The sequence below is a fragment of the Cytobacillus sp. NCCP-133 genome (assembly GCF_026011715.1).
Classification (GTDB): domain Bacteria; phylum Bacillota; class Bacilli; order Bacillales; family Cytobacillaceae; genus Cytobacillus.
Genome location: NZ_BRVM01000003.1, coordinates 63,976 through 89,810, shown reverse-complemented (window position 1 = coordinate 89,810; position 25,835 = coordinate 63,976). Strand labels below are relative to the sequence as shown.

At 44.0% G+C, this 25,835-nt stretch carries 25 protein-coding genes; 23 read left to right on the top strand and 2 right to left on the bottom strand.

The window, feature by feature from the left end; genetic code table 11:
* Window position 1: 1 nt before the first annotated feature.
* The 12 genes from NCCP133_RS06100 (at window position 2) to spoIID (ending at window position 13,410) form a co-directional block, all read left to right on the top strand.
* Window positions 2-1,102 carry an NADH-quinone oxidoreductase subunit D gene (locus NCCP133_RS06100; RefSeq protein ID WP_264804052.1) on the top strand — a complete coding sequence of 367 codons (1,101 nt, stop codon included), beginning with the start codon at window positions 2-4 and terminating at the stop codon, window positions 1,100-1,102.
* On the top strand, window positions 1,102-2,109 hold the full coding sequence (gene nuoH, locus NCCP133_RS06095; RefSeq protein WP_264804051.1) for an NADH-quinone oxidoreductase subunit NuoH: 1,008 nt from the start codon (window positions 1,102-1,104) through the stop codon (window positions 2,107-2,109). The genes NCCP133_RS06100 and nuoH overlap by 1 nt, the downstream gene beginning before the upstream one ends.
* A 208-nt stretch (window positions 2,110-2,317) precedes the next feature.
* A complete protein-coding gene (gene nuoI / locus NCCP133_RS06090; protein WP_026583634.1) occupies window positions 2,318-2,737 on the top strand; it encodes an NADH-quinone oxidoreductase subunit NuoI in 420 nt (139 codons plus the stop codon).
* Window positions 2,734-3,255 (top strand): NADH-quinone oxidoreductase subunit J, encoded by a 522-nt coding sequence (locus NCCP133_RS06085; RefSeq protein ID WP_264804050.1) that lies wholly within the window; start codon window positions 2,734-2,736, stop codon window positions 3,253-3,255. The genes nuoI and NCCP133_RS06085 overlap by 4 nt, the downstream gene beginning before the upstream one ends.
* Window positions 3,252-3,566 (top strand): NADH-quinone oxidoreductase subunit NuoK, encoded by a 315-nt coding sequence (nuoK, locus tag NCCP133_RS06080; RefSeq protein ID WP_264804049.1) that lies wholly within the window; start codon window positions 3,252-3,254, stop codon window positions 3,564-3,566. The genes NCCP133_RS06085 and nuoK overlap by 4 nt, the downstream gene beginning before the upstream one ends.
* 164 nt (window positions 3,567-3,730) lie before the next feature.
* Window positions 3,731-5,599 (top strand): NADH-quinone oxidoreductase subunit L, encoded by a 1,869-nt coding sequence (nuoL, locus tag NCCP133_RS06075; protein ID WP_264804048.1) that lies wholly within the window; start codon window positions 3,731-3,733, stop codon window positions 5,597-5,599.
* Window positions 5,596-7,113 carry an NADH-quinone oxidoreductase subunit M gene (locus NCCP133_RS06070; RefSeq protein ID WP_264804047.1) on the top strand — a complete coding sequence of 506 codons (1,518 nt, stop codon included), beginning with the start codon at window positions 5,596-5,598 and terminating at the stop codon, window positions 7,111-7,113. The genes nuoL and NCCP133_RS06070 overlap by 4 nt, the downstream gene beginning before the upstream one ends.
* A gap of 6 nt (window positions 7,114-7,119) precedes the next feature.
* A complete protein-coding gene (gene nuoN / locus NCCP133_RS06065) occupies window positions 7,120-8,634 on the top strand; it encodes an NADH-quinone oxidoreductase subunit NuoN (protein WP_264804046.1) in 1,515 nt (504 codons plus the stop codon).
* 485 nt (window positions 8,635-9,119) lie between these two features.
* Complete coding sequence (locus tag NCCP133_RS06060) at window positions 9,120-9,374, top strand: DUF1146 family protein (protein WP_264804045.1); 255 nt, start codon at window positions 9,120-9,122, stop codon at window positions 9,372-9,374.
* A gap of 292 nt (window positions 9,375-9,666) precedes the next feature.
* Window positions 9,667-10,410 (top strand): YwmB family TATA-box binding protein, encoded by a 744-nt coding sequence (locus tag NCCP133_RS06055; RefSeq protein ID WP_264804044.1) that lies wholly within the window; start codon window positions 9,667-9,669, stop codon window positions 10,408-10,410.
* 33 nt (window positions 10,411-10,443) lie between these two features.
* Window positions 10,444-11,757, top strand: a complete 1,314-nt coding sequence (gene murA, locus NCCP133_RS06050; protein WP_264804043.1) for a UDP-N-acetylglucosamine 1-carboxyvinyltransferase — start codon at window positions 10,444-10,446, stop codon at window positions 11,755-11,757.
* A 621-nt stretch (window positions 11,758-12,378) separates the two neighbouring features.
* Window positions 12,379-13,410 (top strand): stage II sporulation protein D, encoded by a 1,032-nt coding sequence (gene spoIID / locus NCCP133_RS06045; protein ID WP_264804042.1) that lies wholly within the window; start codon window positions 12,379-12,381, stop codon window positions 13,408-13,410.
* Between the two features lie 25 nt (window positions 13,411-13,435).
* Here spoIID and NCCP133_RS06040 read toward each other — a convergent pair whose 3' ends face one another.
* Entirely contained in the window at window positions 13,436-13,864 is a 429-nt protein-coding gene (locus NCCP133_RS06040; protein WP_264804041.1) for a VanZ family protein, read from the bottom strand.
* A 140-nt stretch (window positions 13,865-14,004) separates the two neighbouring features.
* Here NCCP133_RS06040 and NCCP133_RS06035 point away from each other — a divergent pair, with 140 nt between their 5' ends.
* From NCCP133_RS06035 to NCCP133_RS06010, 6 genes are all read left to right on the top strand, one after another.
* Entirely contained in the window at window positions 14,005-14,973 is a 969-nt protein-coding gene (locus tag NCCP133_RS06035; protein ID WP_264804040.1) for a peptidoglycan DD-metalloendopeptidase family protein, read from the top strand.
* 320 nt (window positions 14,974-15,293) lie between these two features.
* On the top strand, window positions 15,294-15,476 hold the full coding sequence (locus tag NCCP133_RS06030; protein WP_264804039.1) for a hypothetical protein: 183 nt from the start codon (window positions 15,294-15,296) through the stop codon (window positions 15,474-15,476).
* 152 nt (window positions 15,477-15,628) lie between these two features.
* A complete protein-coding gene (locus tag NCCP133_RS06025) occupies window positions 15,629-15,931 on the top strand; it encodes a DUF4212 domain-containing protein (RefSeq protein WP_264804038.1) in 303 nt (100 codons plus the stop codon).
* Between the two features lie 87 nt (window positions 15,932-16,018).
* Window positions 16,019-17,689 (top strand): sodium:solute symporter family protein, encoded by a 1,671-nt coding sequence (locus NCCP133_RS06020; protein WP_264804037.1) that lies wholly within the window; start codon window positions 16,019-16,021, stop codon window positions 17,687-17,689.
* On the top strand, window positions 17,670-19,574 hold the full coding sequence (locus NCCP133_RS06015; RefSeq protein ID WP_442874243.1) for a DUF294 nucleotidyltransferase-like domain-containing protein: 1,905 nt from the start codon (window positions 17,670-17,672) through the stop codon (window positions 19,572-19,574). Before NCCP133_RS06020 ends, NCCP133_RS06015 begins: the two co-directional genes overlap by 20 nt.
* 21 nt (window positions 19,575-19,595) lie before the next feature.
* Complete coding sequence (locus NCCP133_RS06010; protein WP_264804035.1) at window positions 19,596-20,261, top strand: 3'-5' exonuclease; 666 nt, start codon at window positions 19,596-19,598, stop codon at window positions 20,259-20,261.
* A gap of 201 nt (window positions 20,262-20,462) precedes the next feature.
* Here the strand turns inward: NCCP133_RS06010 and NCCP133_RS06005 are convergent, their stop codons facing one another.
* Window positions 20,463-21,116 carry a LysM peptidoglycan-binding domain-containing protein gene (locus tag NCCP133_RS06005; protein WP_264804034.1) on the bottom strand — a complete coding sequence of 218 codons (654 nt, stop codon included), beginning with the start codon at window positions 21,114-21,116 and terminating at the stop codon, window positions 20,463-20,465.
* Between the two features lie 732 nt (window positions 21,117-21,848).
* Between NCCP133_RS06005 and spoIIID the strand changes: the two genes are divergently transcribed.
* From spoIIID to NCCP133_RS05980, 5 genes are all read left to right on the top strand, one after another.
* A complete protein-coding gene (spoIIID, locus tag NCCP133_RS06000) occupies window positions 21,849-22,121 on the top strand; it encodes a sporulation transcriptional regulator SpoIIID (protein WP_264804033.1) in 273 nt (90 codons plus the stop codon).
* Between the two features lie 536 nt (window positions 22,122-22,657).
* The gene (locus NCCP133_RS05995) at window positions 22,658-23,659 is read left to right on the top strand and encodes a rod shape-determining protein (protein WP_264804032.1); all 1,002 of its coding nucleotides are present in this window, start codon (window positions 22,658-22,660) and stop codon (window positions 23,657-23,659) included.
* Window positions 23,660-23,663: 4 nt separating this feature from the next.
* Complete coding sequence (locus NCCP133_RS05990) at window positions 23,664-23,819, top strand: hypothetical protein (protein ID WP_264804031.1); 156 nt, start codon at window positions 23,664-23,666, stop codon at window positions 23,817-23,819.
* Between the two features lie 317 nt (window positions 23,820-24,136).
* Entirely contained in the window at window positions 24,137-24,976 is an 840-nt protein-coding gene (locus NCCP133_RS05985; protein WP_264804030.1) for a flagellar hook-basal body protein, read from the top strand.
* 23 nt (window positions 24,977-24,999) lie between these two features.
* Window positions 25,000-25,827: a flagellar hook-basal body protein gene (locus NCCP133_RS05980; protein WP_264804029.1), complete on the top strand. Its 828-nt coding sequence runs from the start codon at window positions 25,000-25,002 to the stop codon at window positions 25,825-25,827.
* Window positions 25,828-25,835: the final 8 nt, after the last annotated feature.

Below are 25,835 nucleotides of genomic sequence, written 5' to 3'. Positions count from 1 at the left end.
AGTGCTGCGAACTGAAGAAATGCTATTGAATGTTGGACCTCAGCATCCAAGTACGCACGGTGTTTTTCGCCTTGTATTGAAAATCGACGGTGAAATTATTAAAGAAGCGAAACCGGTTATCGGCTATTTACACCGCGGAACGGAGAAACTGGCTGAAAATCTGCAATACACTCAAATTATCCCTTATACAGACAGAATGGACTATCTGGCAGCCATGACGAATAACTATATACTCGTGCATGCAGTTGAAACGATGATGGACATTAAAATACCAGATCGCGCCGAATATTTGAGGATCATTACAATGGAGCTTGGCCGGATTGCCAGCCACTTAGTATGGTGGGGTACATATTTACTTGATATTGGAGCGACAAGTCCATTCCTTTATGCATTCCGAGAGCGTGAAATGATTATAAACATGCTGAATGAGATATCAGGAGGCCGCTTAACGTTTAACTACATGCGTGTGGGCGGGGTGAAATGGGATGCTCCGGAGGGCTGGATCGAAAAAGTAAAAGAATTTATTCCATATATGCGGGAACAGCTAGAAGGATACCATCAGCTTGTAACAGGAAATGAAATATTTATGAACCGTGTTAAAGGGGTAGGGAAGTATACGAAAGATGACGCCCTTAATTACTCGCTAAGCGGGGCAAACCTCCGCTGCACAGGCGAAAAATGGGATCTTCGAAAAGATGAGCCATACTCCATCTATGACCGCTTTGATTTTGACGTGGCAGTTCAGGAAGGCGGCGATGCATGGTCCCGCTATCACGTGAGGATGAAGGAAATTGAGGAATCATTAAAAATTCTTGAACAAGCTGCCCGGCAATTCCCTTCAGAAGGCGATATATTGGCAAAAGTGCCGAAGATCATCAAGGCGCCAAAAGGGGAGGCGTTTGTCAGAATCGAATCTCCACGAGGAGAAATCGGCTGCTATATCGCTAGTGACGGTAAAAAGGAACCTTACCGCTTAAAATTCCGGAGGCCATCTTTCTATAATCTTCAAATTCTCCCTAAACTGCTTGAAGGTGAAAATATTGCCAACTTGATTGCTATTTTAGGGGCAATTGACATTGTCCTAGGGGAGGTGGACGGTTAATGGTAGAAGAACTTTTATATTCCCAAGCCGGGTTGCTGAATTTCGGTATTTTCTTCTTGCTTGCTACCGTTTTACTATTAGTTGTTTTGGGATTTGTTACTTACGCCATTCTGGCAGAGCGTAAGGTAATGGGGTTTATGCAGCTTCGCCAAGGGCCGAATCAAGTTGGCGGAAGATGGGGCTTGCTCCAGACCGTTGCGGATGTATTGAAACTTCTATTGAAGGAAGATGCGATTCCGAAGCTTGCTGACAGGCCGCTGTTTATCCTTGCGCCCGTCATTGCCTTCGCACCTGCATTTATGGTGCTGGCAACCATTCCTTTTACTGATAAGCTGCAGTTTGCGGACATTGGAGTCGGGCTTCTATATTACATTGCCATATCCGGGTTAACAACAGTCGGGATTGTGACTGGAGCATGGGCATCCAATAATAAATACGCCCTTCTTGGAGGAATGCGTGCTGCTGCACAGATGATTTCTTACGAGATTCCACTCGTAATGTCTGTATTGGGCATTGTGCTTTTAACAGGCAGCTTAAACCTGAATGAAATCGTGGAAGTACAAAAAAATGGCTGGTTTATCATCTGGCAGCCAGTTGCCTTCATTGTCTTCCTCATCGCCTCCACCGCAGAGCTAAACCGTGTTCCGTTCGACTTGCCTGAAGCAGAATCAGAGCTTGTTGCAGGTTTCCATGTTGAATACTCCGGTTTCCGGTGGGCATTCTTTATGCTTGCAGAATATGTTTATTTCTTTGCAATGGCTTCACTGACAACTGTTTTATTCCTCGGTGGATGGCTGCCGCTGCCATTCCTGGATTTCATTCCTGGCGCAGTATGGTTTGCACTTAAATTCACTGTTGTCATCTTTATTTTAATTTGGTTCCGCAGTACTTTCCCGCGCCTGCGTGCAGACCAGCTTATGGAGTTTGGCTGGAAGGTTCTGCTGCCGGTAGCGCTTGCTAATATTTTCTTAACAGCGATCTTAAAAGAATTATTGAATATATTTTAATGGGGGCCACCCTCAATAAACAATGAACTTCGAGAACTGTCTAGCTCTACAAGGAAAGCTTCGGCAGCATCGTCATCGCACGACCGAAAGCGGCAGCTTTTGGGAGGATGCGGGTCATGCAGACGTTGCCACAGGACTTGGCGCTTTTAGTCTGCGTTCTTTGAATGGGCAGTCGCTTCCACATTTCATAACACAAGGGGTGAAAAACATGCTTGGTTTAGCGAAAGGATTATCGTATACCCTAAAAAACTTGGCGCGCAAAAAAGTGACTTATGACTATCCAAATGAACCTCTTCCACTTCCAGACCGGTTTCGTGGAATCCAAAAGTTTTATCCGGAAAAGTGTATCGTATGCAACCAGTGTGCGAACATTTGCCCGACAGATTGCATCCAGCTGACAGGAAAGAAACATCCTGACCCTTCCAAAAAGGGGAAAATCATTGATACGTATGACATTAACTTTGAAATATGTATCCTTTGCGATTTATGCACAGAGGTTTGCCCGACTGAAGCGATTATTATGACCAATAACTTTGAATTGGCCGAATATAGCCGTGATGAGTTGTTTAAGAACCTCGAATGGCTTGATGAAAATGACGAGAATATACGGAAGGTGAACAAAGCATGACGTTTTCAGGTGAGTTTTTAGCGTTTATGTCTCTTGCTTTAGTAGCGGTCATCGGCGGCGTGCTTTTATTGAACCTTACCAAAGTTGTGCATATGGTGGTCGCGCTCGTCTTTACCTTTGTAAGTATTGCGGGAATTTATATTCTCTTATCGGCAGAGTTCGTAGCTGCTGTCCAGATTCTGATCTATTCCGGTGCGATTACCATTATTATGCTGTTTGGAATTATGCTGACTCGCCATAATGACTCAAGTGAGCCGAAAACAGGCCGCTTGAGAAAACTATTATTGTTTCTCGGGGTACTTGGTTTCGCTTTTGCGGTTTATATCGGCATTTATAACCTTGATATCGAACAAACGCCAAGTGACCTGCATGTCAATAATACAGAACAGATTGGAATAGAGCTTTATTCGAAATACATCATTCCATTCGAATTGACATCTGTCTTATTGCTGGCTGTTCTGGTTGGTGCGATTGTATTAGCTAAAAGAGACGATGAGAAGGAGGCGGAGAAGGAATGAGTGCTGTTCCCATTCAAGCCTACCTGGCATTGGCCTTGATCCTATTCTGTATCGGCCTTTATGGTGCATTGACAAAACGCAATACAGTGATTGTTTTAATTTCGATTGAATTGATGCTAAATGCGGTTAATATTAATCTTGTAGCTTTTAGTAAATTTGGCGTTGCACCTTCTATTACAGGGCAGGTTTTTGCACTGTTTGCCATAGCAGTGGCTGCAGCAGAAGCAGCTGTTGGTTTAGCGATCTTAATTGCGCTTTACCGTAACCGCAAAACCATTAATATGGATGAAATGGATACGATGAAGCACTAATGAAACGGACTTTGTGAAAAATGCTGCCAAACGGCGGCTAAGGATATAGAAAGAACAGGCTGAATGCAGAGCCTGGAAGGATCCTTTAAAGGGTCCCAATCTGACACGCCGGCAACTCGGACTGCCAAGTTAAGAGGGCGTGTTCAAAAAAGGGGATTGTGATAATGATGGAGAATGCATGGATCATACCGCTTTTCCCGCTTTTATCGTTTTTGTTCCTGATTTTATTTGGCAAACGTCTTAAAGAAGCGAGTGCTTTCATAGGAATCTTGTTAACTTTAGCTTCGCTTGTATACTCGTTATTGGTGCTTTTTGAACGACTTACCGCACCTACCTACAAGGCGGAGGGCGTTTGGCTGACTATAGGGGATGTTCAGTTAACAGCGGGTTTTGAAGTGAATCAGTTAAATGCACTGATGCTGGTGATCGTGTCACTCGTCAGTTTCTTGGTACATACGTATTCAAAAGGCTATATGAACGGAGATGACCGTTTCCCTGTTTTCTATGCTTATTTGGGCTTATTTACATTTGCGATGTTAGGCCTGGTCATCTCGCCTAACCTTCTGCAAACCTATTTCTTCTGGGAGCTTGTCGGGCTTGGCTCATTCTTGCTGATCGGTTTCTATTTTTACAAAGAAGAAGCAAAGGCGGCAGCCAAAAAGGCATTTATTATGACCCGTATTGGCGATGTCGGCCTTTTGATAGGAATGATACTATTATTCTGGCAGGTCGGCAGCTTCGAATATGATGAAATTTTTGCTGCTGCAGAAGCAGGCTCTATCTCAGCGGCAATGATTACGTTAACGGCGATTCTCATTTTTGTTGGAGCGATCGGAAAATCGGGTCAGTTCCCGCTTCACACATGGCTTCCGGACGCAATGGAAGGCCCGACGCCTGTTTCAGCTTTAATCCATGCTGCGACAATGGTAGCAGCAGGTGTTTACTTGGTAGCAGCTTTATTCCCGCTCTTTACAGCAAGTGAAACGGCACTGATGACGGTAGCTGTAATTGGGGCTTTTACAGCGATTTTTGCAGCAAGCATTGGTTTGGTACAGAAAGATATTAAGCGGGTACTCGCTTATTCAACTGTCAGCCAGCTGGGCTATATGATGCTGGCGCTTGGTTCAGCGGGATACGTGGCAGGCGTATTCCACTTAATGACACACGCTTTTTTTAAGGCCTTGCTGTTCCTTGCAGCTGGAAGTGTTATTCATGCCGTTCATACACAGAACATTGAGCATATGGGCGGATTATGGAAAAAGCTGCGCCTCACAGGTCCGCTTTTCCTGATCGGGACACTGGCTATCAGCGGTGTGCCATTATTCTCAGGGTTCTTCAGTAAAGATGAAATCTTAATTGCTGCCTGGGCTCACGGAAACACAGTTCTGTTCTGGCTGGCAGTGATTGCCGCTTTCTTCACGGCTTTTTATATGTTCCGCCTATTCTTTATGGTTTTTGCAGGCGAAGCAAGAAGCGATATGAAGAATGTCCACGAGTCTCCAAGCGTCATGACTATGCCGATGGTTGTACTCGGCGTATTGGCGGTAGTAGCGGGTTACGTAAATACTCCATGGTTCGGCACGTTCCTTGGTGATTGGCTTGTTGAGGGGAACCACTCATTGGGCCATGGTCATATTGAAGGTCCTGCTTGGATCATGGCAGTTGCCACAATTGTTTCCCTGCTGGGGATCTTCCTTGCATGGCTCATGTATGGAAAACGTTCACTGTCCCGTGACTGGCTCACAAGCAGAGCACCGCTTACTTACAACCTTTTATACAACAAATACTATATCGATGAGTTTTATCAGCTGACAGTCGTAAACGGCGCGAAATTTTTTAGCGCATTCCTTCGATTCCTGGAAGTCTTCCTGATTGAAGGAATTGTAAATGGTGCAGCGGGGATTGCGTCATCTCTCGGCAAACTGGGATCCAAATTCCAGAATGGCCAGATTCAGACATATGGAACGGCTGCCTTTGTCGGGCTCGCGATTTTAGTTGTCATCTATGCAGTAACAGGGGGGTACTTAAAATGAGTTTTGAATACTTTCTATCACTTTTAGTTTTCTCCCCTTTAGCTGGTATTTTAGTATTATCGTTCCTGCCGAAAACACAGGAATCATTGATAAAGATGGTTGGATTTTTGGCTACCCTTCCTGCGCTGATATTGTCGCTGATTGCTTATTTTCAGTACAGGGCAGGTGCAAGCCTAGAGAGTCTGAGTGAAAAAGTAAGCTGGATTCAATTCGGCTATTCCGAGCAGCTGGGAAACCTGTTCTCGATTGACTATGAGCTTGGACTCGATGGATTCTCATTGATCATGCTTGTGCTGACCGCTGTATTATCAACCCTTGCAGCGATTGCCTCCATTCATATTAAAAAAGAGTGGAAGGGCTATTTTATGCTGTTTCTTCTTCTTGAAGTCGGCATGCTTGGTGTGTTTGCAGCTGAAAATTTGATTCTATTCTTTATTTTCTTTGAAATAACGCTCATTCCAACTTTCTTCCTGATCGGGAAGTGGGGCTACTTTGAAAAAGAAAAAGCAGCGTACAGCTTTTTAATCTACAACGGACTTGGTTCAGCAGTCCTATTGATTGTCATTATGGTGCTATTTGCCCGAACAGGCACATCGAATATTGATGCTTTGATGGCGGCAATGAGTGCAGACAATCCGCAGCTTGTAGCGCCAATCACTGAAAATATGAAAATGGGCATGCTGATTGCCCTTTTAATCGCATTTGGCGTTAAGCTTCCCATTTTCCCGCTGCATAGCTGGATGGTAAGGGTTCACGTACAAGCGCCGCCTTCCATTGTTATGCTGCATGCCGGCGTGCTTCTAAAAATTGGAGCATTTGGCTTAATCCGCTTTGGGATGGGGATATTTCCCGATCAATTCCAAAGCTTAGCGGTTTTGCTGGCTGTGCTCGGAGTAGTGAATTTACTTTACGGAGCATTCCTGGCATTCGTTCAGACAGATTTTAAAATGGTGCTTGCCTACTCTTCTATTTCCCACATGGGAATCGTTTTAATCGGTGTAGGGGCATTAAATGAAGCCGGAATTCAAGGGGCCATTTTCCAGGTGGTATCACACGGGTTAATTGCCGCGCTATTATTCTTCCTTGTGGGTGTGTTCTATGAGCGCGTACAAACATCCAATATCCAAAACCTTGGCGGTATGGCAAAAGGCATGCCGATTACGGCAGGCTTCCTGCTTGCAGGAGCAATGGCCTCACTTGGATTGCCTGGAATGTCAGGGTTCGTCAGTGAATTTATGGCTTTCCTAGGCCTTTTCAAAGAAATGCCGGTACTGGCTGCAGTCGGTACCATCGGCATTATCATGACCGCTGTTTATCTGCTTCGTGCGGTGCTGGGGATTACTTACGGCCAAGCTCATAGGGACTTTGCCGGAGTTACGGATATGAAGAAATTTGAATTTGTTCCTGTCCTGGTTTTAGTTGGCTTAATTGTCCTGATTGGTGTTTATCCAAGCGTGCTGAGCGAACCGCTGACATCTACACTTGAAACGATCATGCTAGGGATAGGAGGGTGATGAAGGATGGATCTTGAAACATTGTTATCATATGAATGGAGCATCATGGCGCCGGAGTTCATCATCCTTGGTGTTGCAACGGCTCTGTCACTGCTGGACTTGTTTATGCCAAAGGCGCAAAGCCGGAAAATTCTTGGCTGGATTGGATTTGCCGGTATCCTGGCAGCCCTGGTGTCTTTATTAGGGCTTGTGGGACACAGCACAGAATCGATTTTATTTGATACCTTCAGGCTGGATTCCTTTGCTAAAGCGTTTAAGCTGCTGCTTTTAATTGGAGCGGCGATGGTGATGCTGATTGCCATCAGCTATGAGCTGAATGAAGGGCTGGAGGAATTCAGAGGGGAATTCTTTTACCTGTTCCTGGCTGCTTTGCTTGGTGCAATGATGATGTCATCAAGCGGTGACTTGATCACGCTGTTTGTCGGACTCGAGCTTCTTTCCATTTCTTCCTACATTTTGGCAGGCATGAGAAAGAGAAACCTCCAATCAAACGAATCTGCCATGAAATATGTCATTAACGGCGGTATTTCTACAGCGATTACTTTGTTTGGGATGAGTTATGTTTATGGTTTGACCGGAACTACTAACCTTAAGACAATGGCCGGGTTTCTAACAACTGTTTACGATGAACAGCATATTTACCTTCTTGGCCTTGCATTCTTTATGATTGTTGTAGGACTTTCATTTAAATTGGCAACAGCCCCATTCCATATGTGGGCTCCGGATGTATACCAAGGTGCGCCAACACCAGTAACAGCCTTTTTGAGTGTCATTTCCAAAACAGCTGGCTTTGCGCTGCTTGTGCGGATCCTGTTTTCAATCTTTGCCAATACGCCATCGGGTGATGCCGAGGGTATGCCGATGATCCTGACTCTTCAGGATTACATAGCGTTCCTGGCCGGGGCAACTATGATTATCGGTAACCTGATAGCCTTAAGGCAGCGGAACATTAAGCGTTTGTTTGCTTATTCAAGCATTGCCCAAGCCGGCTACCTATTAGTCGTCATTGCCACCATGTCTTTGTTCATGTTTGATGCACTGTGGTTTTACCTAGGGGCATACTTATTTATGAACCTGGGGGCATTTGCGATTATCCAGCATGTAACGCATAAATCCGGCTCTGAGGATATCAGCCAATTTGCTGGCCTCTATCGCCGGGCACCGTTCCTTGCCATTGCGATGGCAGTATTCCTGCTGTCACTTGCAGGGATTCCGGGAACAGCCGGATTTATCGGCAAGCTGAACATTTTTATGGGCGCATTGGTTCCGCAGGAAGGACATTATGTCCTCGTGTCCATCATGATTGCCGCTACAGTCGTATCGTACTTCTACTATTTTGGCGTCATGGTGCAAATGTTCTTTAGGCCGGCAGCTGATGTAGGAAAGATTAAAGTTCCGGCAGCTTTGACAGCAGTCATCAGCATCAGCATTGCAGCTACCATCCTGTTTGGAGTCGTACCAAATATTGCGTTTGATTTTCTGCAGGGAAATTTCAATCAGTTCACTGACTTCTTTCAGTAATTCGCTTTTTATGATGGGCATATAAAAATTGAGGAGGGGGATTTCCCCTTCTTTTTTTTATAATATCCGATTTTTTATCCCTTTGAACTTAGAGAACGATCCAGCTCCAGGCGCCATCGGCTCTCGGGTCTAAGCCAATGCGTCCAAAAGGTTTAAAAAAACCTTTCAGCCGGTTCGTCTTATGCTTGTCGCCGATAGGCGGGTGCCCTGCGCTTTTCTTAAAAGATAAGAAAGTATATAATTTTAGACTACCACAGACGTTGATACTGTGGTATTTTTCGATGTGTGGTCCCTATTCTTCGTCTTTTTTCGACAAAAAGAAAAGATTCGATATAATAGACGTATAGATTGCAAAATAGCACGAAAACTTAATTTTCAAAAAAATAACCAATCATGAAACTTACCTGCTAGTATAAACGTCAAATGGTATTAATGCGCACAAAACAGGTATGCAAGGCAGTAAAAATTGTAAGGGAGGGAAGAGGATGATTTCAGGTTTTGGGCAACAGGCGCTGATTAGCATTATGTCTCATTTGACTTTTATCGCGCTGGCCTGGTGGGCACTTCAGGCATTAAGGCTTGAATCGCTATTGCGGGCAAATCATGTTTTTCAGGCTCGGGTGCTGTATGTATTGCTATCTATAGTGATTGGATCTGTAGTCAGCAATTTCTTTCTCGATTATCTTCTATGGTCCCAGCAGCTTCCGCTTATTTTGCAGAATATAAATTATTGGCTATGAAAAAGCTTATTGTCATGAATTGGGCAATCGGCAGTCGGTGCTAACCGAGTTGAAGTTTTTATAAATATAGGTCTTCATACATGTTTTCATTTTGACAATTTTTGAGTAAAATCTTTTTGTTGCTTGTTTTTATGCATACATACAATTTTGTGAAAGCTTTTTCAAAGTATGCAAAAAGAGGCTTTATTAATAGCCAGTTTCCTGACTTTCGGCTTGTCAAAAAGTGACGACAATTCCCTAGTATGCTTACTCTCTCCTTGGTAACAATGGTACTAAGGGGAGGAGTTTAGATATGAAAAATGCAGCAATGTTATTATCAATTATTTTCATAATTGGTTTCATGTTGATAAACAGTGGGAATAAAACGACTGTAGCCAAGGGGGAGCTTGACCTGTTAACGCTGGCCTCAAAAATGCAGGGCGAGAATATTTTAATCAAAGAATGGTCTTTGCATGCAAGAGAAAAAATGGAAAATGTCCAAAGCCTTCAGGAAATCAAAGCATTCACAAATCAATTACAGGCGAAATATCCTAATTGGGAATGGAGTTTCCAAAATACGGATAAATCCTGGGAAGCAACAGCTTTCATAGTGGATAACCAAACGCAGTCAGAGAGTGTTAAAATTCTATCAACCCCCACAAAAGGCCAAGTTCAAACGTATATAATTTATGAGGCCAAAGGTCAAGGTTGGAAGAATGAAGATCAGAGTCTGGCTGCCGCTCTTAATAGCAAAATTTCTGACATTTTTCGTGGAAATGCCACAATTTTCTCTTGTATCCAAGGCGAATTCAATGATAAGATTAATAAGTCTTTGCCTGATACTGTAAATCAGTTATTGGCTGCTTTTAATGCAACAGAAATAGAAGCGCTAAAAGAAGACCAATTCATTTCAACATCAGCCTATTCACCGCTTCTGGGTGAATCCATTGAGACGAATGGCAAGGAAATGAACATGCAGCTTGGATTACGGACAAAAGGAATGGGCGCCAGGACAAACATAGTTATTGGCACACCCATTATAACGATTGAATATTAATATAGAGAAATTGGACGCGGAGGGGAATACACTTTGGATAAAATCATCGTCCGCGGCGGAAATAGGTTAAGCGGTACTGTCAAAGTAGAAGGAGCAAAAAACGCTGTCTTACCGGTTATCGCCGCAACACTGTTGGCAAGTGATGGCAAAAGCGTAATTCGTGATGTCCCAACACTCTCCGATGTATATACTATTAATGAAGTATTACGCTATTTAAACGCCGAAGTGGAGTTTGAAAATAATACAGTAACAGTAAATGCATCTCGAGAGTTAAAGGTAGAAGCACCTTTTGAATATGTACGCAAAATGCGTGCTTCAGTTTTAGTCATGGGATCTTTATTAGCAAGAAATGGCCGTGCCCGTGTTGCATTGCCAGGGGGCTGCGCAATCGGTTCCCGCCCAATCGATCAGCATTTAAAAGGCTTTGAAGCGATGGGTGCGAAAGTAAAGGTTGGAAATGGCTTTATTGAAGCGGAAGCATCAGAAGGCCGCTTGCATGGAGCAAAAGTATATCTTGATTTCCCTAGTGTGGGCGCTACGGAAAATATTATGATGGCTGCAACTTTGGCCAAAGGTACAACCATTTTAGAAAACGTTGCGAAGGAACCTGAAATTGTGGACTTGGCTAACTTTCTGAATAAAATGGGTGCCAAGGTTAAAGGGGCAGGAACTGGAACGATCCGTATTGAAGGTGTTGACGTGCTGTTTGGTGCAGAACATCACATCATCCCTGACCGCATTGAAGCAGGAACGTTTATGGTGGCAGCCGCCATTACAGGCGGAGATGTTCTAGTAAAAGGCGCTGTGCCAGAGCATTCTACTTCTTTAATTGCAAAAATGGAAGAAATGGGCGTTACGTTCATCGAAGAAGCAGAAGGAATTCGAGTATTGGGTCCAGATAAGCTGAAGGCTGTTGATATTAAAACAATGCCTCACCCGGGGTTCCCGACCGATATGCAATCACAAATGATGGCTCTATTGCTTCACGCACAAGGTACTAGTGTGATTACAGAAACAGTATTCGAAAACCGTTTCATGCATGTGGAGGAATTCCGCCGCATGAACGCTGATATAAAAATTGAGGGACGTTCCGTGATCATGAACGGACCGAGCAACCTGCAGGGAGCAGAAGTGGCTGCGACCGACCTCCGTGCGGCTGCAGCATTAATTCTGACTGGATTGGTTGCAGAGGGCGTTACACGCGTTACAGAGCTTAAGCACCTTGACCGTGGATATGTAAACTTCCATGATAAGCTTGCTGCTTTAGGCGCGGATATTGAACGCATGACGGAAGTGCAAGAAACACCAGCTGGAAATACCAGCTATGTTTCAGACATGAACGCATAAGAAATGCTTATCAAGGCGGCCATAAATGTCGTCGTAAATAGTCGCCTTGCGCGCATTCCTGAATGAAACCGCAGAATCGAGCTGTCAGAGGACTGACAAATCGATTCTGCGGTTTTTTGGTATTGTTATTTTTCGTTGATTGAGCGCTCGGTCAATAACTGGCCCCATGGTGCGGCGGGAAGTGGTGCATATAATTTGAAAAGAGATGCAAAAATGGAACAGAAAGAAGCATAAATTTTAAAAGCAGATTCATACATTCAAAAAGTGAAGCATAAAAAGCAAAAGGGGTGCATAAGCAGTCTTTAGAGGCCGGAAATTGTGTGTCATGTTAGAAATATTCCGGGATATGCTAGATAAATCCTGAACCTGTTACATATAAAATCTGCGAGATAAAAGGAAAAACATGATAGATAAGTGGAAGACTGAGCTTCTGGCAAACTCCGCGAACGGATTTCTTTTCATTAAAATACAGAAGTAAATGTTAAACACAATCCCAAAACCTATTCCAAAATCTATTATGATAAAAAATCATCCTGATCCATTCTGTTAGCATATTAGCTTGTCCATAGCCATAAATATGAATTGAGTAAGAATTATTTTGTTGCTATGGAGGCTTAAAACATGACAAAATTCAAACCTTTCATCGTACTAGCCGCATTGTTGTTTGCCGTCACCCTTGTTGTTCCTGCTCTCCTTGTCATTCCATTCACAGAAGGAAACGTGAGCGGGAAGCTTGGCGAAGAGCTTAAAAAGGAGACGAAAACCGGGACGGCGGCAGAAATCCCACAAGGGCCTGCCATAGAGGTAGGGGTTTATCGCCTGGCACAGAAAAAGCTGGAGACTGTTCCGCTGGAGGATTATATTGCCGGGGTAGTCGCATCGGAAATGCCGGCTGAATTTGAAGAAGAAGCTTTGAAGGCACAGGCACTGGCAGCAAGGACGTTTATTGTCAAACAAATGATGAGCAAAGATAGCCTGGAACTCCCTGAAGGGGCATTAGTATACGATACAGTGATTCACCAGGTTTATAAAAATGATGATGAATTAAAGCAGCAATGGAAACAAGATTACAAGTGGAAAATGGAGAAGGTAAGAGAAGCGGTTACTGCAACGAGAGGGCAAATCCTCACATTTGACGGCTCGCCGATTACGGCTTCCTTTTTCTCAACAAGCAATGGCTTTACCGAGAATTCCGAGGCCATCTGGCCAAATTCTGTTCCATACCTGAAAAGTGTGGAAAGCAAATGGGATCTGCAGTCTCCAAAGTTTAACGGAAGAGAGGTATTCACCGTACAGGAATTTGAAAAGAAACTGGGTGTAAAGCTTCCTAACAAAAGCACGATTGGCACTGTGACCGAACGAACAGCCGGCCAGCGGGTTGCCAAGGTAGATATTAACGGGAAAGTTGTCAGCGGAAAGGACATCAGGGAGAAGCTCGGCTTGAAATCGACGGATTTTACTTGGGAACGCAAGGGAGACACTATAATCATCAATACCCAAGGCTATGGCCATGGAGTAGGCATGAGCCAATATGGCGCCAATGGAATGGCATCCGAAGGAAAGAGCTACAAAGAAATTGTGTCCCATTACTATCAAGGTGTTGAAATTGCGACTTCTGACCAGCTGCTTACAAAAATCACAGCGAAAAAATAATCAAAAGGCTGATTCTATAGCAGAATCAGCCTTTTCCATTTGCCCTTATAAATATAGAAAGAATGGAAGCCAGTTTCTTAAACCGTCCGTGAAAAAGAGCACGGCTAATTAAGTACCAGCACAGCAAAACGCCTGTCATGTCTTTTACAGCGTCGATAAGTGTGGCAGAGCGATAGGGAACGAAAGACTGGTGGATTTCATCCACTATCCCGTAAAAGCAGGCAAAGACAGCCAAGAGAATGTTTGCTGCAGGGCTCAGCTTGCCGGCAGTCAAGGCCGCCAAGACCAATAGTACATATAAAATGCCGAACTCGACAAGGTGAAGGGATTCCTTAATAAACCGGTCAACGGCAGAATCGGGCAGTTCTACAACCGCGTTATGGGGCAGGCCTGAGAGAGTCCAGATCAGCCCCATATATAGGAAGGGAAGAATCCTAATGACCCATTTAAACATATTCCAAAACTCCTTTAAAAATTTTTCTGTTATCTGCATAAAAATAAAATCTTTGTCGAAAAATAAACACAAAAAATTTTTTTTAAGAAAGGTATATAATCCTCTCAATCTGTTCAGACTGATTGCTGAGGTGATGATAAATGAGAGAGGAAGAAAAGAAACAATCTTCTCAAGATTCCAGCTTTAAACGCTTTATGAAAAAGCGGTGGGCATTCCCAGCTATCTACATTGCAAGTGCAGCAATCATTCTAACCGGTGTTCTTTGGTACCAATCGAGCGACAACGCTACAGACACAGACAGCTACGACTACGAAGCCACTGACATTACCGGCAAGAAGTACGACGAGCCCGCATTGGAAGTTAACCGTGCAATGGAAAACTTCGTAATGCCTGTTAAGGATCCAGACTCAAGCGTTATTCAAAAACAATTCTATGACTATGACGGCAAAGCGGAAGAACAGGAAGCGGCTCTAGTATTTTACAATAACACATACCATCCGAATACAGGTATTGATATTGCCACTAAGGATGGAGAGACGTTTGATGTACTAGCTGCATTAAGCGGGAAAGTTACCAAGGTAGAAGAAGATGCACTGTTGGGCAATGTTATTGAAGTAGAGCATGACAAAGGAATTGTAACACAATATCAATCTGTTACAGAGATGAATGTTAAGGTTGGCGATCAGGTAGAACAAGGTGATGCACTTGCGAAAGCAGGCGAAAGCTTGTTTAATGAAGAAGCAGGCGTACACGTACACTTTGAAATCCGCAAAGATGGACTGCCGGTCAATCCGCTTGATTACTTCAATAAGCCGCTAAGCGCTCTGCAGGAGTTAGACACAACTGACAAAGCAGACGCAGCTGAAAACAGCGGTGCAACGGAAGAAAACGACGAAGCTGCTCCATCTGAGGACAAGTCTTTAGATGAGTCTGGCAATACTGAGGGCGAAGGTTCTGCTGAAGAATCTGGAGCTGCAGATGAAAATGCCGGGAACACTGAAGAAGACAAGTCAGCTGACACAGAAGAAGATCCAGCTGGAAACTCTGAAGACGAAGGTCAAACTGACGACCAAGTTGACAAAAACACAACTGAATCCACTGACGCTTAATATTTCGGAGTCCGCCAGATAGGCGGGCTCTTTTTGGTGTGGGGTACCAGGTACCACCCGAATGTTGTCGAACGATTGTTTTCGACAATTCTGCCATCCATCTGACAAGGGTTTCCCGCCTATCATGGTACATTCTTACAAAAAAATAAAGATATTTACAGTATGTACTTGACCTTGATTTAATTTTTGTACATAATGAAGTATAAATTTTCTTAAAATTTAGTTAAGTCAGAAAGTGAAAGAACAGAGGGACATCAAAAAACTTGAAGCGGAAAGCGGCAAAAAAATGATAGCGCTTTCCCGGAAAGGGGGAAACAAATTTGCTTATTTTATTGTCTTTGATGGTGATTACCGGTGTCTGCCTTTTTCTTGCTTTAAGAAAGAAAAGGCCGATCTTCCTGGCGGTACCATTCCTGTCGATTTTTGCTTACTTCCTCTTTCAAATCATCCTTGTTCCCGCACCTTTTATGGATACAGTCAAGTTCATCTTTAGTTTAAGGTGAATGTTATCCGGGTCCGGTTAGGCGGATCCCGGTGAAATAGCGGCGATATCCGCTGCAGTTATTTTCAAAAGGAGTGGTTCCTGCCTTGAAAGTCTGTTAAACAGCCATTATTTATTCATGTTAATTCAATCATTTTAACCGGGGGTGGAGTTGTGAAGAAAATTGATAAGAAAGTAGCGGATCGTTATTTTCGAGAAAAGACACGGAATATGATCATTTATTTTGCTGTTGGATTTCTGGCTTCCTTTGGAGTGGTCTTATTTGCGGAACCCTTAAGCGGGATTACGATTAACGGTTTTCCATTCCATTACTTCATGGGCGCACAGGGAGCTGTTCTGACTTTTATTATTCTGCTGTTTGTTAATGCAAAGCTGGGTGATGCAATCGACCGGAAATATGGGATTGACGAAGAAAAGAATAAGCAGATCAGTTCCGGAAAAGTGCTTGATCATTAATGCTTAAAAATGAGCGGCTGTTCGAGCCGGTTAAAGAGAAATAAAAAAAGTCATAAAAAAATGGCACGTAAAAAAGGGGGATGGCACTTGGATACACAGTTTTTGGTCTCATTATCCATTATCTTAGCCACATTTGCTTTGTATATTGGGATTGCCATTTATAACAAAGCAAAAGCGACATCGGATTTCTATGTTGCAGGGCGGGGAATTCCGCCAATTTTCAACGGAATGGCGATTGGCGCTGACTGGATGAGTGCAGCGTCATTCATCGGTATGGCCGGGACAATCATGCTTCTCGGCTATGACGGCTTGGCCTATATTATGGGATGGACTGGCGGATATTTGCTGCTGACATTCCTTTTGGCTCCGCAGCTGCGGAAATACGGCCGCTACACGGTGCCTGAATTTATCGGTGACCGCTATAACAGCCATACAGCCCGTGTGATTGCCGCAATCTGTACAATTATTATCAGTTTCACATACTCCATTGGCCAGCTTTCCGGTTCAGGAGTAGTGATTGGCCGATTGTTTGAGATTGATGCCAAGCTTGGCACCATGATTGGCGTTGTGCTTATTGCCTTTTACGCTGCATTCGGCGGTATGAAGGGGATTACCTGGACACAGGTTGCACAGTATGTGATTCTGATTATTGCCTATATCGTCCCAGTTATTTTTATGTCCCTGCAAATTACAGGGAACCCGGCCCCATGGTTATCATATGGAGAGATTGTCGGGAAAATGGGTGAATTGGATCGTGAGCTGGGAATTTCTGAATACTTCGCGCCGTTTACGAATGGGACAAAATGGCAGTTTATTGCGTTAATGTTTACATTAATGGCGGGTACGGCAGGTCTTCCGCACGTCATCGTCCGTTTCTATACGGTATCCACGATGAAGGCGGCGCGCTGGTCTGGTGCATGGGCATTGCTATTCATCGGCTTGCTATATTTATCGGCGCCTGCTTATGCAGCATTTTCCCGTTTCATCCTGATGACAAAGGTTGCAGGCAGCAAAATTACCGAACTGCCTGGATGGACAAAGTCTTGGGTGGATACAGGCAAGCTGCAAGTAGCGGATTCCAATGGTGATGGCATTCTCCAGTGGAGCGAATTAATAATCTCGAACGATATTGTCGTTATGGCGACACCGGAGATTGCAAATCTTGGTTTGTTTGTCATCGGTTTAGTGGCTGCAGGTGCAATGGCGGCTGCGTTATCAACAGCCGGCGGTCTGATGATTGCCATTTCTTCTGCCTTTGCACATGATATATTCTATCGGGTGCTAAAGCCGAACTCTACAGAAAAAACGCGTCTATCTGTTGCTCGCTGGTCGATTGTGACAGCTACATTATTGGCGGGTCTTATTGCGCTTAATCCTCCTGGGGCCATTACGCAAATTGTTGCTTGGGCATTTGCTCTTGCAACTGGAACGTTCTTTCCTGCACTCGTACTCGGAGTATGGTGGAGGCGCTCCAATTCCCAAGGGGTCATTGCGGGCTTGCTCGTTGGCTTAGGTGTGACACTGGCCTATATTTTCGCAGCTAAATATGGCGGCTTTACAATCCTGGGAATTATTGATACTGGAGCTGGCGTGTTTGGTGCCGTAGCTGCATTTGCGGCAAATATCATTGTTTCGCTTATGACAGCTGCCCCTTCGCAAAAAATTCAGGATGAAGTGATGGATCTTCGCTATCCTGAGCAGATGACCTACAAAAACGGAGAAGTTTGGATCAATGACGATGGATCTAAATCCGTATAATTTATACAATCTGGAGGCTGTGCGGTTTCACCCCTTTTTTCGAGGGGTGGACGCTGACACAGCCCTTTCCCTCATCTCATTATGTGAAGTCCGCCAATATGCTAAAAATGAAATCATGCTGAAAAAAAATAATCCACGGGAAGGCCTTCTGCTAGTATTGGAAGGTCTTTCAGAGGTTTTTGTGAAAAATGAGAATAACGGCAGAAAAGAAGTGCTCGAAGTTGTGCAAAAAGGGGAAATAATTGGATTTTCCAGTCTTGCTGACTTCCTGGGTGTAGCAAAGCAAGTGAAAACGGAGGTGAGGGTCGAAGTCAAAGCAGTTAGTGCTGCTAAGGCCCTGTTCATCCCGTTTGATGTGGTCACAAGAAGGTGGAATGACCCGGCCGTTCATGATTATCTGCTCACACAGGTCGTCATCCGGTTGAAGGATGTTTATTCCTCACTGGCTGAACAGGTGAAGCTCGCTACGGATTATGGGGAAAATGACGCGTTGATGATCCGCGTCCAGGATGTCATGAGTGAGGATGTTGCGGCTGTAAGGCCTGATGCGACAGTCCGGGAAGCTGCCCGATTGATGCATGAGAAAAGAACAAGCTCTGTACTGGTGACAGACAAGGAATCATTAAAAGGGATCATCACGGAAAGGGATATGGTTGAACGGGTGGTTGTCAGGGGATTGGAGCTGTCAGCTGAAGCCAGAACGATTATGACGATGAATCCGGTCTCCATATCCAGGTCTGCTTATTATTATGATGCCATATCCCTGATCTTTTCAAAAGGGATTAAACATTTGCCGGTTGTGGAAGATCGCAAAGTAGTGGGGATAGTCACTCTATCAGATTTGTTAAGGAAGAAAAATGAGAATGTCATAAAAACCATCCAAAAGATCGAGCGAGTGGACAGGGAAAGCCTTCCACAGGTGAAAATAGCTATCTATGATGTCATTGATATGCTTAACCGAGAGAGAATGCCCATTTTAACCCTATTAGAAATCATCACAAAGCTGTATGATCGGCTTGTGGGCAGAATAGTAGAGCTTGCTATTGAGCATCTTTACGACAAAGAAAAACAGATGCCTTGCGAGTTTGCCTTCTATCAAATGGGAAGCAGCGGCAGGGGAGAGCAATTCATGCTAACCGATCAGGATCATTTCCTAGTCTATGAAAAAGGAGAGGCATCTGCTTACTTTGAGGAGCTGGGGGAAGAGATTACATCGAATATGGAAGCAGCCGGGTATGCACGATGCAAGGGATTGATGATGTGCAGTGAAAAGAGCTGGCGCGGGTCTATAGCGGAATGGGAAGATAGAGTCCGCAAATGGATGCTCCAATCTACCAACGAGAATCTATTATTGGCGCAAAACTTTTTCTCATACCGGATGATTGCCGGCAGTGAGAAGCTGCATGATCAGCTTGAAAGAATGATTGATGAGCAGTTGAAGAGATCAAGGATTTTCTTATACCGTCTCGCCCAGCTTGAAAAGGAGAATCAGATTCCAACCCTTGAACAGCCAATCCGTTCATTATTTAAACTTGAACGGAAAACCATTGATATGAAAAAAGAGGTTCTGTTTCCATACCATCATAGCCTGCAAATCCTGTCACTATTGCATGGGAAGCACTCTGGTACACCAATTGAAAAAATTGATTTTTTACAAAAAGAAAAAGTCTTTTCAAAGGCATTTGCATGGGACCTGAAGGAGGCAGTGAGTACCGTTTTAACCATGTATGTCACTCAGCGGCGGCAGCAGGCTAAAGCGGGAAATGCTCTAACCTCAACCGTATCGTTTGCAAGATTGTCTACACGTGAAAAGGAAGAATTGATCTTAAGCTTGAAGACATTAAGAGACCTGCAGAGCCAAGTGTTTGCACATTTCTCTGTTTAGATCTCCAGCAGGAGGCTGATAATGTTTTTTCGGCGAAAAAATATAGCTTGTTCCTTAACTTATGAAACGATTCCGTTATCCACTTCTTTGGAAGACTTGAACTTTGTCGTATTTGATACAGAAACTACAGGATTTCAGGTTTCCGCGGCTGACCGCATCATTGAAATAGGGGCAGTTCCAGTGAAGGGGCTGGAAGTTTGCGGCAAGGATATTTTTCAAACCTACGTGAACCCAAATCGACAAATTTCTCGGGAAATAAAAGAATTGACCGCCATTTCCAATGAACGGGTGCAAGGCGCACCTCAAGTCCTGGAGGCGATGTTAAGCTTCTTTGATTATGTCGAATCGAGGGAAACCGTCTGCCTGGTTGGCCACTATGTCAGTTTTGATGCGCTTGCATTGAAAAGCGAGTTTAAGAGGGAAAATCTGAAATTAAAAAATTTCCTCACAATCGACACACTGGATTTGATTGGCTTTATGGCCCCTTCGTACGATATGCGTGATCTGGAAAGATACGCAATGGCTTTTGGAACCCGTATATATGACCGCCACAGTGCCGTGGGTGATGCGCTCACCACCGCCTATCTGTTTGTCGAACTGCTTTTGCAATTTAGGGATAGGGGGTACATCACATGGGGAGAGCTCCTCAAAGCAACTGAAAGCCAGACGAGATCCATGCAGTTTTAGGCAGTAGGAGCTGTGGTTGAAATGTTGGTGGGCGGGTGAGTGGTGATGGTTGGGCGGTTTCTGTCTGGCTGGATAGGGCACACTGCATATGGGATGCGGAGGAAGTGCTTTTTGCAGTAAGAAGGCCTGACCAACAAAAAAATGATCAACAAAATGAAACAAAAAGCCGGATTATTTTGGAAATCCGGCTTTTTTCTGTGATCACTGTATCTGAATCAAAGCTCCGTTTTTATGGGCAACCACGACTTCTTCTCCCGCCTTCTTTTGGTAAGACTGGGCAGTTCCGTAGGGAACCTGCAATCTGAAGTAATCATTGCCAGTCTTGAATTCAACGGTAAAGGTGTCGGCTGCTCCGACAATTATTGCTTTTGTAACAGCCATGTCTTCTTGAATTATAAGCTTTTGGCCAATGAGAATCATATCGCTTTTTAGGTTATTTACAGCCTTTAACTCGCTTACTTGCATGCTGTAGCGTTTGGCTATTCCCCATAATGTATCGCCTGGGACAGCGGTATAGATAGCTGCATTCTGCAGAAGGGTTTCTTCTGTGTGTTTCTCTATGCGGACTTCGAGCTTTTGTCCGGGAACAATTAAATGGGATTTCAGCTGATTAACGGCTTTCAATTCGTTGACCGTCATATTGTGTTCTTTGGATATTTGGTATAGGGTGTCTCCCTTTTGGACTGTATAGGTGTCTGTGAGTGCATGGGTACCATTTGCACCAGCGTTAAAGCTTGAAGCTGCGATGGCAGCGGCAAATGCAGTACTGGCTGCTTTTAGTCTTCGCGCTTTTGCTTGTTTTCTTTTTTCTTTCATAATCCTTCCTTTTCGTGTCTGTGTAATTGTTGTTTGCATTGTAACCATCCTATCTATTTAAGATATTGGGTAATTATGGGCAGGTAACCATATATATGAATATGAGTTCAGAACAAATAGTACGGAATTAGCAGGGCTATCACAATAGGGATAAATTCCTTTAAGATTAAGTGTTAAATTAGATTCCTTGTACTCATTTTTCCAAAGGATCATAGCTGTTTCGGCTCTTGTTTTTACATTTTTTAGCTTTTCTTCCTTTGAACTAGCAGATTTTTCGTGAAAAGAAGACGCTGGGTGAAAACGAGCTTTTGTCGAATAGACAGGAATTTCACCTAGGCAGATAAAATGAATGGAAATTATGTAGGCATCTCTTCATTGGACTTTAGGCTGTTAATATGTCTTTACCCTAAAGAAATTCTTGAAAACATTTCCCGTTTTCAGCCTCCAGATGTCCTATTTTCAAAAAAATTGCACAAAACCTTGTCCCTATTGGGTTTTTCGTGCATATTACATCAACCAAGCTAATAAACTGTTATAAACCTTACAAAGAGAACGTTTGAGGTGAGGGATCGTTTTACTGAAACCAATGAATGAGTTGAGGACATGTTTAATTACCGCAAGCTGAAGGCATTGTCTTTCAGCCGCATGAATACGGATCTTCATTGTCCCGTTTCTGCTTAAGCAGGGGCCATGCGGAATACAGTATAAACCATAGCAAAAGGCGAGTCTCATTTCACACTTCTCACATCCAAATTGGGGAGGGCGAGTGGTGTGCACGATTACATCAAAGAGAGAACTATCAAGATTGGAAAGTACATCGTGGAGACGAAAAAAACGGTTCGCGTAATTGCGAAGGAGTTTGGCGTATCCAAAAGTACAGTCCATAAAGACCTAACGGAAAGACTGCCTGAAATCAATCCTGAACTGGCAAGCGAAGTAAAGGAAATACTGGATTATCATAAATCAATCCGCCATCTGCGCGGGGGTGAAGCCACAAAAATGAAGTATAAAAAAGAAGAAATGGAAGAAGAGCCAGTTAAATGAGACGGGGTGCCAGCTTAAGGCGATTCAGGATTCAAACGGATTATATAAGCCGAGCTGCGCCATCTTTCTTTAAAGCTGTACAGTTCCAAATAGTTCTGTGAAACCTCAAATGCGGCTCCCGGGGCTCCGAGATCATAAGATGTGCTTCTGGCCAGATTAGCGGCCTTCCCTTATGCTTTTAGGCCCCTTTCTCAGCCGCCTTCAGTTGATTCCTCTTTTTACGATAAATTTCCTCAAAATGGCTCACATTATTTGTCAAAATGTTACTCCATTCACATTGAATGTGTTAAAATATAAAATTAGGATAGAACTTGGTTCGTATAGACTAGGACTCCTAATGAACGCCGGGCAAGAATCAATTCTTTTAATAAAAGAACTGATTTTTTTGCGCGGCTTAAACTGCTGATGCGAATAATAATCACTTAAACATTTACAGAAAAATCTACAAGCGAAGTTCGCTTAAAGAAAGCCGAAATAGAGAGAGCTTCAAAGCTGCGGACATAAGCTGGCCATTTTGCAAGGAGGAACGAAAAGAAATGTTTGCTAGGGATATTGGGATTGATTTAGGAACGGCTAATGTGCTGATCCACGTAAAGGGCCGCGGAATTGTGCTGAATGAACCGTCTGTTGTGGCGATTGATAAAAATACGAATAAAGTGCTGGCAGTGGGAGAAGAAGCGCGCCGCATGGTCGGCCGCACACCCGGAAACATCGTTGCCATCCGCCCTTTAAAAGATGGGGTTATTGCTGACTTTGATGTAACGGAAGCAATGCTGAAGCATTTTATCAACAAATTGAATGTAAAAGGCTTTTTGTCCAAGCCGCGCATTTTGATCTGCTGCCCTACGAACGTTACAGGAGTAGAGCAGAAAGCGATTAGAGAAGCAGCCGAAAAAAGCGGGGGCAAAAAAGTCTATCTTGAAGAAGAGCCTAAGGTAGCTGCCATCGGTGCAGGCATGGATATTTTCCAGCCAAGCGGAAATATGGTTGTCGATATCGGCGGCGGTACCACGGATGTGGCTGTTTTATCAATGGGTGACATTGTGACATCTTCATCGATTAAAATGGCCGGAGATAAGTTTGATAACGAAATTCTTCAGTTTGTTAAAAAACAGTACAAGCTTCTTATTGGTGAAAGAACCGCAGAAAATATTAAAGTGACCATTGGGACTGTGTTCCCAGGCGGCAGAAAAGAAGAAATGGAAATCCGCGGCCGGGATATGGTATCCGGACTTCCGAGAACGATAACTGTCCGCTCTGATGAAGTTCAAGGGGCTTTAGCTGAATCTGTTGAAGTGATTGTTCAGGCTGCGAAAAGTGTTCTTGAACGAACACCGCCGGAATTATCGGCTGACATCATTGACCGCGGTGTGATTTTAACAGGAGGCGGCGCACTTCTTCATGGCATTGATCAGCTTCTCGCTGAAGAGCTGAAAGTGCCGGTTCTGATTGCGGAGAATCCAATGGACTGTGTAGCGATTGGAACAGGCATCATGCTTGATAATATTGATAAGCTTCCTAAGAGGAAGTTAGGATAAAGAAATGAAACCTGCCTTTATGGCAGGTTTTTCTGTGGGAACATATATTTTAGACGCAGCAAAGGCTAACAAAGCGCGCACCGGCTTTAAATCCTATTTCGATTATGCAATTGTTGAAAAACTGATGCGGCGCCAAGTGACCGATAAATTGGGAAAGTGACCGATAAAATTAAAAAGTGACCGATAAAATAAAAATCTGACCGATATATTGTAAATCTGACCGATAAACATGGCAAACGGACCGAAATGCCCTGACCCATCGAAAAGGAAATTGCCTCGCGACGGATTTCTCAACAATAAGTACCGATATGTTACGTTAAACATTCAATCACTCCTGCCGATTAGAATAGAAGGATAACTTTTTTCAAATTTTGACTTTTTTCTTCAATTTTCTACTGGTTATTGTCGGAAATTTTCTTATAATAGAAGTATCGTGAATACGTGTGCGGATTTGTTATGAAGGGAGAGGTGAGTTCGATGTTTAGAGGGTTTTATACGGCAGCTTCCGGGATGCTTGCACAGCAGCGGAGGACGGAAGTGCTGACGAATAATATGGCAAATGCCAATACGCCTGGCTTTAAAGCGGACCAGACGAGTATGAGAGCTTTTCCGGAGATGCTGCTGCAGCGGATCGATCAGCAGTCCATCCCAACTGAAAAAGGCTTGAATCTTCCTTTTTCCAATCGGATTGGAACAGTAAATACTGGTGTTTATATGCAGGAATCGCTGCCGTCGTTTGTGCAGGGGGATTTGACGGAAACGGGATTGAATACGGATCTCGCTCTGTTGGATATAAATCTTCCGGTTAATCCGGAAAGCGGCCTGAGGGGAACGGTGTTTTATACTGTAGCAGGGGCAGATGGACAGCCCCGCTATACAAGGAACGGCAATTTTACACTTGATGGCGAGGGCTTTTTAACGACTGCCAGCGGTTTCTATATTTTGGATGAGGAAGGCGGGCGGATTCAGCTTGCAAGTGACCGTTTCGCCGTGAATGAGAGCGGAATTTTAACCGGTGAAGCCGGTGAAACGGCAAGGCTCGGGATTGCCTATGCCGGGAATCCCGAAAGCTTGAGAAAAGAAGGCGACGGCCTATTCGCGGCAACGGAGGAAAGTGTGCTTGAAAGTGCTTATAATGCTGAAGGTGTGCAATTCAAGCTGCAGCAGGGCTATTTGGAGCGTTCGAATGTGGATGCATCAAGAACCATGACAGACATGCTGACGGCTTATCGTTCTTTTGAAGCCAACCAGAAGGTTTTACAGGCTTATGACCGCAGCATGGAAAAAGCCGCAAACGAAATTGGACGGATCGGGTAACACCCAATAGGGGGATGTAAAACATGAACAGAACAATGATCACAGCCACCAATACACTGGCCCAGCTGCAAAAACAGATGGATATCGTCAGCCATAATGTCGCGAATATCGGTACAACGGGCTATAAGCGAAAAGAAGCCCATTTTACCGACATGCTTTTTCAGCAATTCAACAATCAAGAAAACATGGATCTTGAAACGGAAAGAATCACGCCGGCAGGCATCCGGCAGGGAGTTGGCGCAAAGCTGGCACAATCTCAAATCGTGATGAAACAGGGAGCCCTCAAATCGACAGAACGCCCGCTTGATATGGCCTTAACAAAAGAAGGTCAGTATTTCCGTGTATTGGAGCAGACAAATGAAGGGGCAGCTGTCCGTTTTACACGAGATGGCGCTTTCTACTTAACACCTGTATCTGAAAATGAGACCATGCTTGTGACGGGAGATGGATATCCTGTTCTTGATGAAAACAACAATTCGATTATAATAAATAGACAGGCTCAACATTATAAAGTGACCGAAAATGGACGCTTGATAGCGGAAATTGCAAATGGGGATATGCAGGAATTTAACCTGGGTGTTGTTCAAATGAACAAACCGCAATTTCTGGAGCAAATTGGCGGAAATCTGCTTGGCCTTCCGGAAGGTGTCGATGGCGAGGAGATTTTTACAGAGCTGAATGGAGCCATCCGCGGACAAATTGGAATCGTTCAAGGTGCCCTTGAGCAATCCAATGTTGATATGTCTAAGGAAATGACGGATTTAATTAATTTGCAGCGAGCATATCAATTTCAATCAAGATCCGTATCGATGGCCGATCAAATGATGGGGCTGGTCAACGGAATACGTTAGGTAAAAGG

Excerpts from the sequence above, each read along its gene's own strand:
- nuoH (WP_264804051.1), top strand. The coding sequence starts at position 1,102 with ATGGTAGAAGAACTTTTATATTCCCAAGCCGGGTTGCTGAATTTCGGT.
- nuoI (WP_026583634.1), top strand. The coding sequence starts at position 2,318 with ATGCTTGGTTTAGCGAAAGGATTATCGTATACCCTAAAAAACTTGGCG.
- NCCP133_RS06085 (WP_264804050.1), top strand. The coding sequence starts at position 2,734 with ATGACGTTTTCAGGTGAGTTTTTAGCGTTTATGTCTCTTGCTTTAGTA.
- nuoK (WP_264804049.1), top strand. The coding sequence starts at position 3,252 with ATGAGTGCTGTTCCCATTCAAGCCTACCTGGCATTGGCCTTGATCCTA.
- nuoL (WP_264804048.1), top strand. The coding sequence starts at position 3,731 with ATGATGGAGAATGCATGGATCATACCGCTTTTCCCGCTTTTATCGTTT.
- NCCP133_RS06070 (WP_264804047.1), top strand. The coding sequence starts at position 5,596 with ATGAGTTTTGAATACTTTCTATCACTTTTAGTTTTCTCCCCTTTAGCT.
- nuoN (WP_264804046.1), top strand. The coding sequence starts at position 7,120 with ATGGATCTTGAAACATTGTTATCATATGAATGGAGCATCATGGCGCCG.
- NCCP133_RS06060 (WP_264804045.1), top strand. The coding sequence starts at position 9,120 with ATGATTTCAGGTTTTGGGCAACAGGCGCTGATTAGCATTATGTCTCAT.
- NCCP133_RS06055 (WP_264804044.1), top strand. The coding sequence starts at position 9,667 with ATGAAAAATGCAGCAATGTTATTATCAATTATTTTCATAATTGGTTTC.
- spoIID (WP_264804042.1), top strand. The coding sequence starts at position 12,379 with ATGACAAAATTCAAACCTTTCATCGTACTAGCCGCATTGTTGTTTGCC.
- NCCP133_RS06040 (WP_264804041.1), bottom strand. The coding sequence starts at position 13,864 with ATGTTTAAATGGGTCATTAGGATTCTTCCCTTCCTATATATGGGGCTG.
- NCCP133_RS06035 (WP_264804040.1), top strand. The coding sequence starts at position 14,005 with ATGAGAGAGGAAGAAAAGAAACAATCTTCTCAAGATTCCAGCTTTAAA.
- NCCP133_RS06015 (WP_442874243.1), top strand. The coding sequence starts at position 17,670 with ATGGATCTAAATCCGTATAATTTATACAATCTGGAGGCTGTGCGGTTT.
- NCCP133_RS06010 (WP_264804035.1), top strand. The coding sequence starts at position 19,596 with ATGTTTTTTCGGCGAAAAAATATAGCTTGTTCCTTAACTTATGAAACG.
- NCCP133_RS06005 (WP_264804034.1), bottom strand. The coding sequence starts at position 21,116 with ATGCAAACAACAATTACACAGACACGAAAAGGAAGGATTATGAAAGAA.
- NCCP133_RS05995 (WP_264804032.1), top strand. The coding sequence starts at position 22,658 with ATGTTTGCTAGGGATATTGGGATTGATTTAGGAACGGCTAATGTGCTG.
- NCCP133_RS05990 (WP_264804031.1), top strand. The coding sequence starts at position 23,664 with ATGAAACCTGCCTTTATGGCAGGTTTTTCTGTGGGAACATATATTTTA.
- NCCP133_RS05985 (WP_264804030.1), top strand. The coding sequence starts at position 24,137 with ATGTTTAGAGGGTTTTATACGGCAGCTTCCGGGATGCTTGCACAGCAG.
- NCCP133_RS05980 (WP_264804029.1), top strand. The coding sequence starts at position 25,000 with ATGAACAGAACAATGATCACAGCCACCAATACACTGGCCCAGCTGCAA.